Source organism: Sphingobium limneticum (genome assembly GCF_008710155.1).
Classification (GTDB): Bacteria; Pseudomonadota; Alphaproteobacteria; order Sphingomonadales; family Sphingomonadaceae; genus Sphingobium; species Sphingobium limneticum.
Genome location: NZ_VYPZ01000015.1, coordinates 13,630 through 30,117, shown reverse-complemented (window position 1 = coordinate 30,117; position 16,488 = coordinate 13,630). Strand labels below are relative to the sequence as shown.

Annotated in this window: 16 protein-coding genes and 1 tRNA gene; 9 read left to right on the top strand and 8 right to left on the bottom strand. The window is 64.6% G+C overall.

The window, feature by feature from the left end; all coding sequences use genetic code 11:
- Nucleotides 1–4: 4 nt before the first annotated feature.
- Nucleotides 5–190, bottom strand: a complete 186-nt coding sequence (locus F4U94_RS16340; RefSeq protein ID WP_120250501.1) for a hypothetical protein — start codon at nt 188–190, stop codon at nt 5–7.
- A 142-nt stretch (nt 191–332) separates the two neighbouring features.
- Here F4U94_RS16340 and F4U94_RS16335 point away from each other — a divergent pair, with 142 nt between their 5' ends.
- Complete coding sequence (locus F4U94_RS16335; protein WP_120250500.1) at nt 333–587, top strand: hypothetical protein; 255 nt, start codon at nt 333–335, stop codon at nt 585–587.
- 3 nt (nt 588–590) lie between these two features.
- On the opposite strand, the gene F4U94_RS16330 is transcribed toward F4U94_RS16335, so the two are convergent.
- Together F4U94_RS16330 and F4U94_RS16325 are read right to left on the bottom strand one after the other, a co-directional pair.
- Nucleotides 591–929, bottom strand: a complete 339-nt coding sequence (locus F4U94_RS16330) for a DMT family protein (RefSeq protein WP_120250499.1) — start codon at nt 927–929, stop codon at nt 591–593.
- 121 nt (nt 930–1,050) lie between these two features.
- A complete protein-coding gene (locus tag F4U94_RS16325) occupies nt 1,051–1,983 on the bottom strand; it encodes a DUF2171 domain-containing protein (RefSeq protein ID WP_120250498.1) in 933 nt (310 codons plus the stop codon).
- A gap of 235 nt (nt 1,984–2,218) precedes the next feature.
- Here F4U94_RS16325 and F4U94_RS16320 point away from each other — a divergent pair.
- From F4U94_RS16320 to F4U94_RS16310, 3 genes are all read left to right on the top strand, one after another.
- A tRNA-Ala gene (locus tag F4U94_RS16320) sits at nt 2,219–2,294 on the top strand.
- A gap of 66 nt (nt 2,295–2,360) precedes the next feature.
- Nucleotides 2,361–3,143 (top strand): NUDIX hydrolase, encoded by a 783-nt coding sequence (locus F4U94_RS16315; protein WP_120250497.1) that lies wholly within the window; start codon nt 2,361–2,363, stop codon nt 3,141–3,143.
- 3 nt (nt 3,144–3,146) lie between these two features.
- Nucleotides 3,147–3,872: an extensin-like domain-containing protein gene (locus tag F4U94_RS16310; RefSeq protein ID WP_120250496.1), complete on the top strand. Its 726-nt coding sequence runs from the start codon at nt 3,147–3,149 to the stop codon at nt 3,870–3,872.
- 47 nt (nt 3,873–3,919) lie between these two features.
- Here F4U94_RS16310 and trpE read toward each other — a convergent pair whose 3' ends face one another.
- Both trpE and F4U94_RS16300 read right to left on the bottom strand, forming a co-directional pair.
- Nucleotides 3,920–5,443: an anthranilate synthase component I gene (gene trpE / locus F4U94_RS16305; protein ID WP_120250495.1), complete on the bottom strand. Its 1,524-nt coding sequence runs from the start codon at nt 5,441–5,443 to the stop codon at nt 3,920–3,922.
- A gap of 1 nt (nt 5,444) precedes the next feature.
- Nucleotides 5,445–7,394 carry a SurA N-terminal domain-containing protein gene (locus F4U94_RS16300; protein WP_120250494.1) on the bottom strand — a complete coding sequence of 650 codons (1,950 nt, stop codon included), beginning with the start codon at nt 7,392–7,394 and terminating at the stop codon, nt 5,445–5,447.
- 201 nt (nt 7,395–7,595) lie between these two features.
- Between F4U94_RS16300 and tpiA the strand changes: the two genes are divergently transcribed.
- From tpiA to pyrG, 3 genes are all read left to right on the top strand, one after another.
- Entirely contained in the window at nt 7,596–8,357 is a 762-nt protein-coding gene (gene tpiA / locus F4U94_RS16295) for a triose-phosphate isomerase (protein ID WP_120250493.1), read from the top strand.
- A 209-nt stretch (nt 8,358–8,566) separates the two neighbouring features.
- Entirely contained in the window at nt 8,567–8,953 is a 387-nt protein-coding gene (gene secG, locus F4U94_RS16290) for a preprotein translocase subunit SecG (RefSeq protein WP_120252106.1), read from the top strand.
- A gap of 90 nt (nt 8,954–9,043) precedes the next feature.
- A complete protein-coding gene (gene pyrG / locus F4U94_RS16285) occupies nt 9,044–10,675 on the top strand; it encodes a CTP synthase (protein WP_120250492.1) in 1,632 nt (543 codons plus the stop codon).
- A 34-nt stretch (nt 10,676–10,709) separates the two neighbouring features.
- Here the strand turns inward: pyrG and F4U94_RS16280 are convergent, their stop codons facing one another.
- From F4U94_RS16280 to F4U94_RS16270, 3 genes are all read right to left on the bottom strand, one after another.
- On the bottom strand, nt 10,710–11,453 hold the full coding sequence (locus F4U94_RS16280; protein WP_120250491.1) for a hypothetical protein: 744 nt from the start codon (nt 11,451–11,453) through the stop codon (nt 10,710–10,712).
- Between the two features lie 114 nt (nt 11,454–11,567).
- Complete coding sequence (locus F4U94_RS16275; protein WP_120250490.1) at nt 11,568–12,680, bottom strand: NADH:flavin oxidoreductase/NADH oxidase; 1,113 nt, start codon at nt 12,678–12,680, stop codon at nt 11,568–11,570.
- A 128-nt stretch (nt 12,681–12,808) separates the two neighbouring features.
- Nucleotides 12,809–13,939 (bottom strand): PQQ-dependent sugar dehydrogenase, encoded by a 1,131-nt coding sequence (locus F4U94_RS16270; RefSeq protein ID WP_120252105.1) that lies wholly within the window; start codon nt 13,937–13,939, stop codon nt 12,809–12,811.
- Nucleotides 13,940–14,203: 264 nt separating this feature from the next.
- Between F4U94_RS16270 and rimP the strand changes: the two genes are divergently transcribed.
- Together rimP and nusA are read left to right on the top strand one after the other, a co-directional pair.
- On the top strand, nt 14,204–14,728 hold the full coding sequence (gene rimP, locus F4U94_RS16265) for a ribosome maturation protein RimP (protein ID WP_120250489.1): 525 nt from the start codon (nt 14,204–14,206) through the stop codon (nt 14,726–14,728).
- 13 nt (nt 14,729–14,741) lie between these two features.
- Nucleotides 14,742–16,313, top strand: coding sequence for a transcription termination factor NusA (nusA, locus tag F4U94_RS16260; protein WP_120250488.1), 1,572 nt, complete (start codon nt 14,742–14,744; stop codon nt 16,311–16,313).
- The last annotated feature ends 175 nt before the right edge of the window (nt 16,314–16,488 follow it).

Below are 16,488 nucleotides of genomic sequence, written 5' to 3'. Positions count from 1 at the left end.
CGGTTTAGCCGCGGGCGCGGTTGCGGGCGAGGCTGAAGACGCCATAGCCGACGGCGGCCAGGGTGCCGAGTTTGGCGACCGTCTTGATCGCGCCGGACGTGACATAGCCCAGGATCGCGCCCTTTACGCCACTGTCGCCATCCTTGCGATCGATGGCTGCGCCGATGACTGTGCCTACAATATTCTTCATGAAGCATCTCCGCTGTTGCGGGAGGGGAGCGTTTCGTGGCGGCGAAAGTTCCGCCGGCTGGCATGCGGCGGTCATTCGGTTCGCGAGTGAAACCTTTTGAATCTCATGCGTTGTTTTCAGGAGCAATATGAGGACAAGGCCCATGCAGACCGCTTCCCGCACGGCGCAGCCGCCCTTCACGACCGGCTTCAGCCCGCTTTATCATGCCGACACGGCCAATCATTGTCCGTCCTGCACGCGCCAGCACTGGATCGTCGGGCGGATGGTCGCCGAATGCGCCTTTTGCGGCACCGCGTTGCCGCTGGAGCAGTTCAGCACTTATAGCGCCAGCCCGCGCTTCGCCTGCCATGGGCCAAGCGGCGACGAGGTGCCCGAGGCATTGCGCCCGGTGTCCTGACTTTCACGCCTTCCCCACGAACAGGAAGCCGACCGCGCCCATGATGCAGGCGAAGGCGGCGAGGTGGCGCCAGTGGAGCGGTTCGCCTAGCACCGTCACCATGAACCCGCCGAAGATGATGAGCGCGATCGCTTCCTGTGCGACCTTGAGCTGGCCCGCGCTCCAGCCGCTGGCAAAGCCGATGCGGTTGGCGGGGACGGCCAAGCAATATTCGAACAGGGCGATGCCCCAGCTGATCAGGATGACCAGCAGGATCGGTTTGTCCATTCCGCCTTTCAGATGCCAGTACCAGGCGATGGTCATGAAGATGTTGGATATGATCAGCAGAATGATGGTCGGCATGGCACCAGGCTCGCGCGGGGAGGGTGCGATGCTTTGGCATTGCAGATGGCGGTTGCGCAAGCGGGCATGCAAAAAGGCCCGGCGTCGATGCGCCGGGCCTTCTTATTCCTAGAAATGCAGATCAGCGATAGCGCGTGCTGCTGTAGCTGCTGCTACTGCTGCCGGCGGTGCCTTCGCCGTTCCAGCTGTTCTGGTCGCGGTCACGGTCGCCGAACAGGGCGTTCTGTTCGCGTTCGGTGCGCCAGGCGTCCTGCGCCTGTTCTGCGGTCTTTTCCAGCGTCACCTTGGTCGCGTCGACGGACTTGATCCAGCTCGACGGGATGGAATGGTGGACGCCGCCGGCATCGCTGTCGCTCTTGGTCAGGATGATGCGGTCGCCGCGCAGCTTGTCGACGGTGCCGACATGCTCGCCGTCGCTGCCGACCACTTCATGATGTTCGCGCACCTGGGTGATCGCCTGGCGCTGTTCGCCGCGCCGGCTGCGCCATGTGCCGAATTCGCTGTTGAAGCGGTCGCGATTGTCGCGCTGATATTCCGCATAGTCGCGGTCGAGTTCCTCGATCCGCTGCTGGCGCCAGCTGTGATAATTGCTGTCGTGATGGGCGCCATAATCCTCTTGGGGACCAAAGGCGCGGACGCGGTGATCCTCGCTGGCATAGCCGCTGCGTTCGCCCGTATAAGGGGTGAAACCGCGATTGGGCAGATATTCGCTGCGCGCGGCGCTGGCATAGCCCAGGCGGCTCGACTGGTCGCGCGGGTCGCCATAAGGGCGGTTATAATATTCGTCATATTCCCGGCGGCGTTCGGCTTCTTCATCGCCGAACCAGCTGCGGATCTCGTCGCCGGCGCGGTCGAAAAAGCCGCGATCGTCATAATCATAGTCGCTGGGGGGGCGGCGATAGTCGGGGCCGCCAAACTGGCCGCGCGTGCCATAACGATAGCCTTGATCGCTGCGGCCATAGTCACGCTGACCGCGATAGCGATCGCCGCTACGGTCCAGATTGCCGGAATATCGGTCTTCGCCACCATAGCGGCGTCCGCCTTGGTAACCCATCGTCCTTCTCCTTCTATGGATGACGCCAGTGCGGCGTCCACGAAGGGTTCAATGAGTGGGCGGTGGCATCGTTCCGGGCGTTACGCAGGGGTAATGTCCTGCCCATCGGGCGTCCTGTCGCGTCGGAAATAGTCGCTTTTTCTGCGGCTTGATCCAGATCAGTCGCGTGCCCTGCTTTTTGCGCAAAATGCTGTTGCAAGGGCCAAAACGCTATCCTATAGCCAGCGCACCTTCGGGGGCCTTAGCTCAGCTGGGAGAGCGCGTCGTTCGCAATGACGAGGTCAGCGGTTCGATCCCGCTAGGCTCCACCAACCCCTTTCACGGGGTTGATCCGAAGGACTTTACCGCCAGCGCCGGATGCGCGTAGAGCGGTTTCCATGACAGATGAGAATGACGCGGCCGAGGATAAGGGCCGGCCCGCCGCCACGGTCGTTATCGTGCGCGACCGGCATGACGGGCCGCCCGAACTGCTGATGGTGGAGCGCGCGTCGAGCATGGCCTTTGCTGCCGGCGCGCTGGTCTTTCCCGGCGGCGCGGTGGACGAGGCGGATCATGATTTGGCCGCGCGGATCGACCATGGGCTGGAGCCGGACGAGGCGGCGGGGCGGATCGCCGCCATTCGCGAGACGATCGAGGAAGCGGGGCTGGGGATCGGCCTGACGGGCGCGGTGGATGCGGCGTCGGTGCTGCGGCTGCGCGATGGGTTGCATGACGGGCGCACGCTGGGCGAGATGCTGGAGCAGCTGGCGCTGGGGGTGGCGCTGGAGGCACTGACGCCCTTTGCGCGATGGCACCCCGCACGGTTCGAGCAGGCGCGGCGGGTGTTCGATACGCGCTTCTATATCGCCCGCGCGCCCGAGGGGCAGGTGGCGAGCGTCGATACGACCGAGAATGTGCGGCTGTTCTGGAGCAGCGCGGCCGACACGCTGGCCAAGGCTGCGGCAGGAGAGGCGCAACTGGTGTTTCCGACGCGGCGCAATCTGGAGCGGCTGGCGCTGCATGATGGCTATGCGGCGCTGATTGCGGATGCGGGCGCTTATCCGGTCGAGAAGATACGGCCGTGGCAGGAGGAGCGGGACGGGGAGGTGCATTTGTGCATCCCCGATCATCTGGGTTATCCGGTCGTAACGGAACCGATGACCCGCGTTCGGCGTGTATAGCATGTGCGACGATTGCATCTGACCCTGCGCCGCCTGCTCTGGCTCGCCGCCTTCGCTTGTCTTGCCCTGCTGGCCTATGGCGCGATGCGGCAGCGGCCGCAGGATATGCCCTGGACGCCATTGGATCTGGATCAGCCGGTCGGCCTGTTTACCGGGCGCAAGCTGGCGGCGTTGACCGGCGATGCAGCCGGGTGCCGGGCGCTGCTCGACCGGGCGGGGGTGGATTATGTCGCGATGAAAGCGGGCGGGGCGGACCAGTGCCGCTATGCCGATGCGGTGCGGCTGCGGGCGGAGGCGGGTGCGATCGGGCTGGTGCCGGCAGCGGTGGCGCCGTCCTGCCCGGTAATCGCGGCGTTGAAGCTATGGGAATGGCAGATGGTGCAGCCGGCGGCGGAGCGCGTCTATGGCCAGCCCGTTCGGTCGATCCGCCATTTCGGCAGCTATAGCTGTCGGCGCATATATGGGCGCGGTCAGGGCGATTTCAGCGAACATGCGACGGCCGATGCGATCGACGTCGCGGCCTTCGTGTTGAAGGACGGGCGGCAGGTGAGCGTGCTGAAGGATTGGAAGGGGACGGGCAAGGACGCGGACTTCCTGCGCGCGGTGCGGGATGGGGCGTGCGGGCTGTTTTCGACCGTTCTGTCGCCCGATTATAACGCCGCGCATCGCGACCATTTCCATCTGGATCAGGCGGAGCGCGGCGCGATGGGGGGACGGGCGTGTCGGTGACATAGATGGCTCCCCTCCCTTGAAAGGGAGGGGTTAATCAATGGCAGTTACTGCCCGAAGCTGCTTTCCCGTGCTAGACTTACCGCTTCGCGCGCCGCCGCCAGCAGGGCGCCGCTCTTCGCCTCGCATTCGCGCTGTTCATATTCGGCGGTCGAATCGGCGACGATGCCGGCGCCGGCCTGAACGTGCATGACGCCATCCTTCAGCACGGCGGTGCGCAGGACGATGCAACTGTCCATATTGCCGTCCGGCCCGAAATAGCCGACCCCGCCAGCATAGGCGCCGCGCGTTTCGGGTTCCAGCTCGGCGATGATCTCGCAGGCGCGGACCTTGGGCGCGCCCGACACGGTGCCGGCCGGGAAGCCTGCGAACAGGGCGTCGATCGCATCCTTGTCATCGCTCAGGCGGCCGACGACGTTCGACACGATGTGCATGACATGGCTGTAAAATTCGACGGTATAGCTTTCCGTCACGGTCACCGATCCGGCGGACGCGACCCGGCCGACATCGTTGCGGCCCAGATCCAGCAGCATCAGATGTTCGGCCCGTTCCTTGGGATCGGAGAGCAGGCTTTCGCGATTGGCGGCATCCTCGACGGCGTTCTTGCCGCGCGGGCGGGTGCCGGCGATCGGTCGGATCGTGACTTCGCCATTGCGGGCGCGCACGAGAATTTCCGGCGACGAACCGATCAGCGCGAAGCCGGGCAGGTCGAGATAATAGAGGAAGGGCGAGGGATTGATCCGCCGCAGCGCGCGATAGAGGGCGATGGGCGGCAAAGTGAAGGGGCTGGTGAAGCGTTGCGCCAGGACGACCTGAAAGATGTCGCCGGCGACGATATAGTCCTTCGCCTTTTCCACCATCTGCGCATAGCGGCCCGGTTTCAGCACCGGGGTGACATCCACGTCCGCAATGTCGGCGGGCGCGGGAACGGCGGGCAGGGGCGCGGCGAGGCGGGCGGCGGTGGCGTCGATCCGTTCCAGCGCGGCGTCGATCGCCTTGTCCGCGTCGATGAAGCTGCCCTTCCACACCGGCGCGACCAGATAGAGGGCGTCGGCCAGCCGATCGAAGACCAGGATCACGGTCGGGCGAACGAACAGCATGTCGGGCACGCCGATATCGTTGGCGGCCGGGCGGGGCAGTTTTTCCACCAGCCCGACCGTTTCATAGCCGAAATAGCCAACGAGGCAGGCGAGCGCGGCAGGTAGGGCCGGGTCCATAGGGGCGCGGCATTCGGCGACCAGATCGCGCAGCGCGTCGAGCGCGCCCTTGTCTTGCGCCACGAAGGCGTAGCGGTCGGTGGCCCAGTGGCGGTTGATTTCCGCAGTCTGGCCATCGGCGCGGAAGACGAGGTCGGGGGCGAGGCCGATCAGGCTGTGGCGGCCGCGCACGGCGCCGCCCTCTACCGATTCCAGCAGATAGTCGCCCCGGTCCGGCTCGAACAATTTGAGCGCGGCGGAGATGGGCGTGTCGGTGTCCGCAATCTGCCGTTTCCACACCAGCGCGGATTCGCCCCGAGCCAGCGCGGCGCGCGCGGTCTCGATGCCGTCCGTCATCCCACCCATCGCGACCATCTTACTGTTCGCCGCTGTTGGTGGCGGCCAGCGCGTTGCGGACCTGATCAACCGCCTTGGCATTGCGGGTCACGCCCAGATCCTTTTCGATCGCGCGTTCGAACTGCTGGCCATATTCCTGGCCGACCACTTCGGACAGCTGGGTGCGGACCTGATTGAGCAATTCCGGCTGGCCCTTGGCATCGCCGCGCTCGATCTTGTTGAGCTGCACGACGAAGTAACCGCGATCCTGGCCGATCGGCAGGGTCTTGACCGTATTGGCCGCCATCGAGAAGAGAATGGCGACTTCGGCCGGCGGGCGCTGTTCGCCGCGCATGATGTCGGCGCGGCGGCCGCCCAGCGTCTGCGGCGCGGGCAGCTTGACGCCGGCCTGCGCGATGGCGTCGGCCAGCTTCGCGCCCTTGGCGACCTTCGCCTGGATCTGCTCGGCCAGGGCCTTGGCCTTCTGGTTGCCCGCGTTCAGCTTATATTGCGCCAGCACCAGCTGCTTGACCTCTGCCAGTGGCGGCGGGGCGGCGGCGACGATCTCGCCCGGTGCGGCCAGCGCATAGCGCTTGTCGGCGGTGATCGGGATCAGCTGCGCATCGTCGTCCGCGCTCATCGAGAAGACCGGGGCGAGCAGCGGTTGCAGGTCCGGACCGGCGGTGAAGGCGGAATCCTTCACCTGCTTGCCGGTGGCCAGCACCAGCGGGCTGGTTTCCAGCTTCAGGCCGTTATCCTTCACCACTTCGTCGAAGGTGCCGCCGTCGCCGATCGCATCCTCGATCTTGCCGGTGAAGTCGGTCAGCAGCTGCTTTTCCTTCTGCACGCGCAAGGCGGCGACGATCTCTTCACGCACGGCGGCGATCGGACGGGCCGGGGTTTCCTTGGCAGCGGTGACGCGCACCAGCAACCAGCCGAGCGATCCGCGCACCGGGCCGATCAGGTCGCCCTGCTTGGCTGCGAAAACGGCGTCGGCGACGGTCTTGCCGGCCGAACCAGTCAGCGCTTCGCGGCTCTGGTCGTTGGCGGTCGATACGGCGAGGCCGGCGCTCTTGGCGGCGTCGGCGAGGCTCTTGCCGGCCTTTACCTGATCGTCGATCGCCTTGGCGCCTGCCTGCGTGGGCAGCACCAGCTGTTCGATGCTGCGCGTCTGCTTGGCGGCGTAGGCGGCCTTGTTCTGGTTATAATAAGTGCCGATCTCCGCATCGGTCGGCTGCGCGGCCTGGGCGAAGCGTTCGGCGTCGATCACGGCATAGCGGATGCGACGCTGTTCGGGGATGGTGTAGCGGCTGGCGTTCTTCTTGTAGAAATCGGCCAGCTGCGCGTCGGTCGGGTTCTTTTCTTCGAGGAAAGCGAAGGCCGGGATGGCTGCGACCGTGCCTTGGCGCGCTTCCAGCAGCAGCGAGGCATAGGGCAGGACCAGGCTGTCGGTCAGCTTGACGCCAAGGCCCACGGGCGCGAGCAGCTGACGCTGGAGGATTTCGCGGCTGATATCGTCGCGTAGCGCCTGTTCGGTCAGCCGTTCGCGGGCCAGCAGGGCGCGGAAACTGTCGTTGCTGAAATTGCCGGCCGCATCCTGGAAGGCGGGGATCTGCGCGATCTGCGCATCGACCAGCCGCTTGGAGATATGCACGCCCTGATCGTCGGCAAAGGCGCGCAGCGTCAGCGAGGCTACCAACTGGTCATAGACCTGCTTGCCGCCGCCCTGCGCGAAGAAGTCGCCGATCTGGAGGCCCGGATTGGACCGGCGCGCATTTTCGAACACGCGCTGGACGCGATCCTGCAATTCGGATTCGGACAATTTATAGCCGCCCGCCTTGGCCGCGGTCCCGCCGCCACCGATGGAACCGCCGAACTTGCCGCTCGAAATGTCCCCCATGATGAAGGCTGCGGCGATCACCCCCAGGAAGAGGATGGCGAAGAGCGCGCCGAACTTGGAGCGGATGAAGCTGCGAAAGACAGAAAGCATGGGGGTTCCGGAACTGCGGCTGTGTGGCGGCCCGCTTTAAGGGCGGATGCGCGCGGCGGCAAGGCTTGGACTGGACAAATGCGTGAGCGCCGTTCATCGGCTGTGGCAGCATCCGGCTTTCTTCGAGGAGACGTGCGGGTAAAGACCCGGCGGCGAAGGGGCAGGGGGCGACGTGCAGCAATAATCACAAGGAACGCTTTGATGGGCAGGCGCAAGCTGGTTGTCGGCAATTGGAAGATGAACGGGATGCGCGCGCATCTGGACGAGGTCGAGGCGATCGGCGCGGTCGCGGCGGCGCATCCGGACGTGGAGGTGGGTCTGTGCCTGCCCGCGACGCTCATCATGGCAGGGTTCGAACGGCGGGGCGCCGCCTTCATCGGCGCGCAAAATTGCCACATGGATTTCAGCGGTGCCTATACCGGATCGCTGTCGGCCGAGATGCTGGCCGAAGCCGGCGCCAGCTGGGTCATCACCGGCCATAGCGAACGGCGCGAGGCGCGGGGCGAAACCAATGCCGACATCGCCGCCAAATCGGTCGCCGCGCATAATGCGGGCATCAATGTGATCCTGTGCGTGGGCGAAACGCTGGCCGTGCGCGATGCCGGGCGGGCGGAACAGGTGGTGGCCGACCAGTTGCTCGCATCCCTGCCCGAAGGGGCTGCGGCCGATTGGCTGGCGGTCGCCTACGAACCCATCTGGGCGATCGGCACCGGCCGCATCCCGACGATCGAGGCGGTGGCCACCATGCACGCGGCCCTGCGCGCGGCGCTGGCCAGCCGGATCGGCGCGGAAGCGGACAAGGTGCGCATGCTCTATGGCGGGTCGATGAATGGCGACAATGCGGCCGACCTGATGGGGATCGCGGACGTCGACGGCGGGCTGGTGGGCGGCGCAAGCCTGACCGCCGCGAAATTCGCGCCGATCATCGAGGCGGCCGACAGCAAGCTGGCGGCTGCGGCTTGATATAGAAAAGCCCGTCCCTCCCAGGGGGGGGTGGGTGCGATTGCGAAAGCAATCGCTTACAAGCCTGTCTCCGTTTCAGCGCTCGCTGCGCTCGCGACCCACCCCCGACCCCTCCCTGGGAGGGAGGGGAGCAAAGGCGCGGTTGCCCCCGCGCGCCATCGTCGCTATGTGCGCGCCAACGCACCCTATTGTACCGGACCATCGTCGCCATGTTCACCTTCCTCCTCGTCGTTCAGGCGATCGTCGCCGCCCTGCTGGTTACCGTCATCCTGATGCAGAAGTCGGAAGGCGGCGGTCTGGGCGTGGGCGGCAGCCCGGCGGGCCTGATGTCGGCGCGCGGCGCGGCGGATTTCCTGACCCGTTCGACCACGGTACTGGCCAGCATCTTCGTGCTGCTGTCGGTCGTGATGGCAGTGATCGCCGCCGTGCGTCATGCGCCGAGCGACATCGACACCTCTCTGGTGAAGCAGGCCCCGGCCACGCAGGGCGCCCCGGCGGCCCCCAATGCCGATCCGCTGGCCGGTGCGGCGAGCAATGCGGCGTCCGCAACGCCGCCGGCTGCGGCCGCCAATGGCGCGGTTCCGCTCGCCAACTAAACTTTCCGTCGATCTTTCGATCTTTTTTCAAGCGCGCGTGGATTCGCGCGCTTGCCCTTTGTTGTTCCGAAAGGCTAAGCCTCTCTTCCCATGACGCGGTATATTTTCATCACCGGCGGCGTGGTCTCCTCGCTTGGCAAGGGCCTTATGGCCGCTTCGCTCGCAGCGCTGCTGCAAGCGCGAGGTTTCCGTGTGCGAATCCGGAAATTCGACCCCTATCTCAACGTCGATCCGGGCACGATGTCGCCCTATCAGCATGGCGAAGTCTATGTGACGGACGACGGGGCGGAAACCGACCTCGACCTTGGCCATTATGAGCGGTTTACCGGCGTTTCTGCGCGCCAGTCGGACAATGTGACGCAGGGCCGCGTCTACCAGACGATCATCCAGCGCGAACGGCGCGGCGATTATCTGGGCGCGACGGTGCAGGTCATTCCGCACGTCACCGACGAGATCAAGGCGTTCGCCACCGCCGATACCGAAGACCTGGACTTCGTGCTGTGCGAAATCGGCGGCACGGTGGGCGACATCGAATCGCTGCCCTTCATGGAAGCGATTCGCCAGCTGCATAATGATCTGGATCGCGGCCAGTCGATCTTCGTCCATGTGACGCTGGTGCCGTACATCGCGGCGGCCGGCGAGCTGAAGACCAAGCCGACCCAGCGCAGCGTGCGCGACCTGACCTCGCTCGGCATCCAGCCCGACATTCTTCTGTGCCGCTGCGAGCATCCATTGCCCGACAGCGAGCGCAAGAAGATAGCCCTGTTCTGCAACGTGCGCCCCGAAGCGGTCATCCCCGCGCTCGACGCCAGCAGCATCTATGCCGTGCCGCATCAGTACCATGCCGAAGGGCTGGACAAGGAAGTGCTGCGCGCATTCGGCATCAGCGATGCGCCCGCGCCCCAGATGGATCGCTGGGACGACATCATGGATCGTCGCCAGAACCCGGAAGGCGAAGTGACGATCGGCGTGGTCGGCAAATATGTCGGCTTGCTCGACGCCTACAAGTCGCTCTTCGAAGCGCTCAGCCATGGTGGCCTGGCGAACCGGGTGAAGGTCAACGTCAAGTGGATCGACGCGGAGCTGTTCGAGAAGGGGGACGATATCGTCGCCAGTCTGGAACCGATGCACGGCATCTTGGTCCCCGGCGGCTTTGGCGTACGCGGGTCGGAAGGCAAGATCGAATCGGTCAAGTTCGCGCGCGAACGCAATGTGCCCTTCTTCGGCATCTGCCTTGGCATGCAGATGGCCTGCATCGAAGGCGCGCGGAATACGGCGGGCATCGCCGAAGCCTCCACCACGGAATTTGGGGAGACGTCCGAGCCGGTCGTCGGCCTCATCACCGAATGGATGGGCAAGGAAGGCCTGCAGAAGCGCACGGCCGACACCGATCTGGGCGGCACGATGCGTCTCGGCGCCTATCCGGCGAAGCTGGACGGCAACAGCGTGGTCGCGGGCATTTACGGCAGCAACGACATCAGCGAGCGGCACCGCCATCGCTATGAGGTCAATGCCGGTTATCGCGAACCGCTGGAAAAGGGCGGCCTGATCTTCTCGGGCATGTCGCCGGACGGCACGCTGCCCGAAATCGTCGAGCGGCCCGACCATCCCTGGTTCGTGGGCGTGCAGTTCCACCCGGAATTGAAGTCCAAGCCCTTCGATCCGCATCCGCTCTTCGCCAGCTTCATCGCGGCGGCGGTGAAGCAGAGCCGGTTGGTATAAAAGAAAACGGGGCCAGATGGCCCCGTTTTTCGTTTCAGCGCACGGTGGGATCGAGCATCGGCTTGCCCGGTTCGAAGCGCGGCGCGTCCGGCGCGGGCGGTCCGTCCTGCATGGTGGGTTCCGGCAGCGAAGGCATGACCTGGAGCGGGGCAGAGCCGGCAGGGCGTTGCGACGGGTCGCAGCCCGCTGCGCGCATCTTCGTATCCATCGCGCCCAGACGCATGATATCGCGTGAGGTCGATCCGATGGCGGCGCCCAGCGAACTGCGGTCGTCCGATCCGGGGGCAGGGCCTCCGCTCAACAACTGCTCCGCCAGTTCGTCGCAATGCGGCCCCCAGGCCATCGTCAGCTTGTTGACCTGCGTTTCCAGCGCGGCGGCGAACAGCCCGAGCGTGATCTTTTCCGATCGGAAGGCGGGCGAGGTGATATCGTCGGGTGCGTCGCCCCGCTCGACCGACGCCTTGATCCGGGTCGCCGCGCCATCCTTGATCGGCTCCAGCGTGGCGATCATGCGGGTCGCGACCTTGTCACCCGCCATGACCAGCCATGTCATCTTGCCCGGCTCCCGTTCCAGCTTGAAGTCCGGCAGCACGCCGCCCGACCGCGACGGATCGGTGCCCGGCGATCCCGGCTCGTTGCGCACGTCCAGTCCTTCGAGTGTCGCCATGACGTCAGCGACCGGACGCTCGACGTCGCGCGAATAGCCTGAATTAAATGCGCCACTGAAATATATTACGGCGGCCGCGATCAGGCCGACTGGCACCAACAGTTTCCACATCGATGATTTCCCCCAGATTTTACTGCCGGGAGATGTAGAAGACAGGCGTTAACAGTTCTTGAAATGCTGTTGTATCGTTCCGTCCCATTCTCTGAGACGGAACGACACGGCGATTTACTTGCCGGTTTGATCGAACAGATGCCGATATTGGCGTGGCTGACAGCGCAGATATTGCGGCGCGGCCTTTACCGATGCGCCCAGATGGGCGGCTGCGTGCCAGGGCCAGCGCGGATCGTAGAGGATGGTGCGCGCGATCGCGATCAGGTCCGCGTCGCCCGTGCCCACGATGGCTTCGGCCTGTTCATAGTCGGTGATGAGGCCGACGGCGATCACCGGGATCGATACCGCCTGCTTCACCGCGCGGGCCAGTGGCACCTGATAGCTGGGGCCGACGGGGATGTCCTGCCGCGGGTCGAGGCCACCGCTCGACACATGGATGGCGCTGCAACCGCGCGCCTCCAGTGCCTGAGCGAAGGCGATCGTCTGGTCGATATCCCAGCCGCCGTCGACCCAGTCGGTGCCCGATACGCGCATCGTCACCGGCTTGTCCGCGGGGAAGGCCGCCCGCACCGCGTCGAAAATCTCCAGCGGCAGGCGCATCCGCTTTTCCAGGCTGCCGCCATAATCATCGTCGCGCCGGTTGGAGAGGGGGGAGAGGAACTGGTGCAGCAGATAGCCATGCGCGCCATGGAGCTGGACCGCGTCGATGCCCAGATTATCGGCGCGCTTGGCCGCCGCGACGCAGGCATCGCGCAGCCGGTCGATACCGGCCTTGTCCAGCGCCGTCGGCGCATGAGTGCCCGGCGTGAAGGGCAGGGCGGATGGGGCGACCGTCTGCCAGCCATTGGGCGAATCGGGGGCGATCTGCGCCCCGCCTTCCCATGGAACATGGGTCGATGCCTTGCGCCCGGCATGGCCGAGCTGGATCGCGATGGGCATGTCGCTATGGGCGCGCACGCCGTCCAGCACCCGCTTCATCGCGGCTTCGGTCCGGTCGTCCCACAGGCCGACATCGGCATGACTGATCCGGCCGTCGGGGAGGACGGCGCTCGCCTCGATCGTCAGCAAGGCTGCGCCGGACAGGGCAAGCTGGCCCAGATGGATGAGGTGCCAGTCGGTCATTTCGCCATCGACCGCCGAATATTGGCACATGGGGGCGATGACGATGCGATTATCGAGGCTCAGGTCGCCGACGTGGAAAGGCTCGAACAGCTTGGGTCCGCTCATGATATCTCCGGCTTTTTATGGAGACGAAAGCGGGGGCCAGTTTCGTGCGTCGAACTGGGCCCCGGCCTTCGCCGGGGAACGATAAGCGCCCTATATAGGGCGCCGTCCATGTCCTGAAAGGCGTCCGATCAGCCTGCGGGCGTCAGTTTGAGCATCCGGCCCTGCGATTTGCCGCCATCCTCCAGCAGCCACAGCGCGCCGTCCGGCCCCTGTTCCACTTCGCGGATGCGGGCGCCCATGTCCCATTGATCGGCCTTTTCCGCCTTTTCGCCGTTCAGCTTTACGCGGACTAGGCTCTGGCTGGACAGGCCGCCGATGAACAGCGAGTTTTTCCACTGCGGGAAGAGGTCGCCCGAATAATAAAGCAGGCCGCCCGGCGAGATGACCGGGTTCCACCAGACCTTCGGCGCTTCGAAGCCGTCGCCCGGCGCATGGTCGGGAATGTCGCGGCCGTCATAATGGCTGCCGTTCGACACTTTGGGATATCCATAATTGAGGCCGGGCTTGATGAGATTCACCTCGTCCCCGCCCTTCGGCCCCATTTCCTGTTCCCACAGGCGCCCGTCCTTGTCGAAGGCGATGCCTAGCAGGTTGCGATGGCCATAGGACCAGATGGCGGGGTTGAAGCCCTTGGCGCTGAGCGGGTTATTCGCGGCGGGCGTGCCGTCGAGGTTGAGGCGCAGCACCTTGCCCAGCGTGGACTTGGGATCTTGGGCCGGATCGAACTTCTGCCGCTCGCCATTGGTGAAGAAGAGATATTTGCCGTCGGGCGAGAAGGCGATGCGGCCGGAATAATGGCCGTCGCCCTCGACATAGGGGCTGGCGCGGAAGAGGATGGTCACGCCGTCCAGCTTCGTGGTGCCGTCGCTCGCCTGGTTGAACGCGCCCTTGGCCAGCGCCACGCCCTTGAGGCCATCGCGTTCTTCGGAAAAACTGAAATAGACCGCCTTGTCCTTTGCGAAGCGGGGCGAAAGGACGACGTCCATCAGCGCGCCTTGCCCCGCGCTATCGACCTTGGGGATGCCGGCAACCGGGATCTTGGTGCCGTTCTTCGGATCGAACAGGATCATGTCGCCCGCCTTTTCCGTCACCAGCGCGCGGCCGTCGGGCAGGAAGGTCATCGCCCAGGGCGAATCGAAATCGGCGATGACGGAGGTCTTGAACGGCTTGTCGGCCGTGGTCGTCGTCTGGCTATTGGCGCCTTCGCCCGAGCAGGCGATCAGGAGGAGGGGCAGGGCGGAAATCAAGGTGCGGGACATATTATCCTCCATTCGGGCTGCGCTGGTCGAGGCCCCGTCCTTCTTGGAAGAAAGAGCGGCCCTTCGACAAGCGCAGGGCGAACGGGGAATGTGAAAATTTCCGATAGAATGATCGGGCACGAATAATGTTGCAGATTTCCCGCACCATGCCTATATCGCTCTTGCTTCCTTACATCGTCAAACATGTCAGGGTCGCGGGCAGATTGCTCGCGGCGGCAAATGCCGCATGGGCGGAAGCACGGATATTTTATTGTCGGAGACTGCATGGCGGACATCGCCGAACTGACCGCGCTGATCGAACCTGAGGTGAAGGCTTTGGGCTTCGACCTTGTGCGCATCAAGCTTTTCGGGTCGGGCGACGAATATACGCTCCAGATCATGGCCGAAAATCCCAAGACCAAGCAGCTCGTGATCGAAGATTGCGCTGCCATTTCGCGCCGCATTTCGGACGTGATGGATGAGGTCGATCCGATCGAGGAAGCCTATCGGCTGGAAGTCAGCTCGCCCGGCATCGACCGGCCGCTGACCCGCCTGTCCGACTTCATGGAATGGGCCAGCCATGAGGCCAAGATCAGCGCGACCGAAATCGTCGAGGGTCGCAAGAGTTTTCGCGGCGTCCTCAATGGCGTGGAGGGGGAGGATATCCTCTTCACCGACGCCAAGGCCGGCGACGTCGTCATTCCGTTTTCGCTCGTCAGTGACGCCAAGCTGGTGCTGACCGACAGGCTGATTTCTGCTAGCATGCCGCTTTCCTCCGATGGGGCGGATGAATTTGAAACCGAAGAATAAGGGTTCATAAGTCATGGCCAACGCCATTTCCGCCAATCGGGCCGAACTGATCGCCATCGCCAATTCGGTGGCCAGCGAAAAGATGATCGACAAGGCCATCGTCATCGAGGCGATGGAAGACGCGATCCAGCGCGCGGCGCGTGCCCGCTACGGCGCCGAGAATGATATCCGTGCCAAGCTGGACCCGGACAGCGGCGACCTGCGCCTGTGGCGCGTCGTCGAAGTGGTCGAGGTCGTCGAAGATTATTTCAAGCAGGTGGACCTCAAGCAGGGCCAGAAGCTGAAGAAGGACGCCGTGGTCGGCGACTTCATCGTCGATCCGCTGCCCGCGATCGACCTGGGCCGCATCGACGCCCAGTCGGCCAAGCAGGTGATCTTCCAGAAGGTCCGCGACGCCGAGCGCGAGCGCCAGCATGAAGAATATAAGGACCGCGTGGGTGAGATCATCACCGGCGTCGTCAAGTCGGTCGAATTCGGCCATGTCGTCGTCAATCTCGGCCGCGCCGAAGGCGTGATCCGCCGCGATCAGCAGATCCCGCGCGAAGTCGTTCGCGTCGGCGATCGCATTCGTTCGGTCGTGCTGAACGTGCGCCGCGAAAATCGCGGTCCGCAGATTTTCCTGAGCCGCGCGCACCCCGAATTCATGAAGAAGCTGTTCGCGCAGGAAGTCCCGGAAATCTACGACGGCGTCATCACCATCATGGCCGCCGCCCGCGATCCGGGCAGTCGCGCCAAGATCGGCGTCATCAGCCGTGACGGCAGCATCGATCCGGTCGGCGCCTGCGTCGGCATGAAGGGCAGCCGCGTACAGGCCGTCGTGCAGGAAATGCAGGGCGAAAAGATCGACATCATCCCCTGGTCGGAAGATACCGCGACCTTCGTGGTCAACGCGTTGCAGCCGGCCCAGGTCGCCCGCGTGGTCATCGATGAAGAAGAAGAGCGTATCGAAGTCGTCGTTCCCGACGACCAGCTGTCGCTCGCCATCGGTCGTCGCGGTCAGAATGTCCGCCTCGCCAGCCAGCTGACCGGCAAGGCGATCGACATCATGACCGAAGCCGACGCCAGCGAGAAGCGCCAGAAGGAATTCGTCGCCCGCTCCGAACTGTTCCAGAACGAACTGGACGTGGACGAGACGCTGTCGCAGCTGCTGGTCGCCGAAGGCTTTGGCGAGCTGGAAGAAGTCGCCTATGTCGAAATCGACGAGCTGGCCGCGATCGAAGGGTTCGACGAGGAGCTGGCCGGCGAATTGCAGAATCGTGCGCTCGAGGCGCTGGAGCGTCGCGAACAGGCTGCGCGTGAAGAGCGTACCAATCTGGGCGTCGAGGACGCGCTGGCCGACATCCCGCATCTGACCGAAGCGATGCTGGTCACGCTGGGCAAGGCGGGCATCAAGACGCTGGACGATCTGGCCGACCTCGCCACCGACGAGCTGGTGCAGAAGAAGCGCATCGACCAGCGCCGTCGCAAGACGGACAGCAACAGCGACGACAAGGGCGGCATCCTGGCGGCCTATGGTCTGAGCGACGAGCAGGGCAATGAGATCATCATGGCCGCGCGCGCCCACTGGTTCGAAGAGGAAGCGTAAGTCTCCATGACTTTTGACGGCATCCTGTCAGCATATTGCACCCGGTCGCGCATGCAGCGGCCGGGCATGCTGACGGCTGTCGTTTCTATGTCTCTAACAAGGGAGGACGCCAATGTTGCGGACACTCCCCGATGAGAGAATAGCGCTTCTCGACAGCGTTGGACTTGCCCTTTCA

Coding starts and splice junctions, on each gene's coding strand:
- F4U94_RS16340 (WP_120250501.1), bottom strand. CDS start 190: ATGAAGAATATTGTAGGCACAGTCATCGGCGCAGCCATCGATCGCAAG.
- F4U94_RS16335 (WP_120250500.1), top strand. CDS start 333: ATGCAGACCGCTTCCCGCACGGCGCAGCCGCCCTTCACGACCGGCTTC.
- F4U94_RS16330 (WP_120250499.1), bottom strand. CDS start 929: ATGCCGACCATCATTCTGCTGATCATATCCAACATCTTCATGACCATC.
- F4U94_RS16325 (WP_120250498.1), bottom strand. CDS start 1,983: ATGGGTTACCAAGGCGGACGCCGCTATGGTGGCGAAGACCGATATTCC.
- F4U94_RS16315 (WP_120250497.1), top strand. CDS start 2,361: ATGACAGATGAGAATGACGCGGCCGAGGATAAGGGCCGGCCCGCCGCC.
- trpE (WP_120250495.1), bottom strand. CDS start 5,443: ATGGTCGCGATGGGTGGGATGACGGACGGCATCGAGACCGCGCGCGCC.
- F4U94_RS16300 (WP_120250494.1), bottom strand. CDS start 7,394: ATGCTTTCTGTCTTTCGCAGCTTCATCCGCTCCAAGTTCGGCGCGCTC.
- tpiA (WP_120250493.1), top strand. CDS start 7,596: ATGGGCAGGCGCAAGCTGGTTGTCGGCAATTGGAAGATGAACGGGATG.
- secG (WP_120252106.1), top strand. CDS start 8,567: ATGTTCACCTTCCTCCTCGTCGTTCAGGCGATCGTCGCCGCCCTGCTG.
- pyrG (WP_120250492.1), top strand. CDS start 9,044: ATGACGCGGTATATTTTCATCACCGGCGGCGTGGTCTCCTCGCTTGGC.
- F4U94_RS16280 (WP_120250491.1), bottom strand. CDS start 11,453: ATGTGGAAACTGTTGGTGCCAGTCGGCCTGATCGCGGCCGCCGTAATA.
- F4U94_RS16275 (WP_120250490.1), bottom strand. CDS start 12,680: ATGAGCGGACCCAAGCTGTTCGAGCCTTTCCACGTCGGCGACCTGAGC.
- F4U94_RS16270 (WP_120252105.1), bottom strand. CDS start 13,939: ATGTCCCGCACCTTGATTTCCGCCCTGCCCCTCCTCCTGATCGCCTGC.
- rimP (WP_120250489.1), top strand. CDS start 14,204: ATGGCGGACATCGCCGAACTGACCGCGCTGATCGAACCTGAGGTGAAG.
- nusA (WP_120250488.1), top strand. CDS start 14,742: ATGGCCAACGCCATTTCCGCCAATCGGGCCGAACTGATCGCCATCGCC.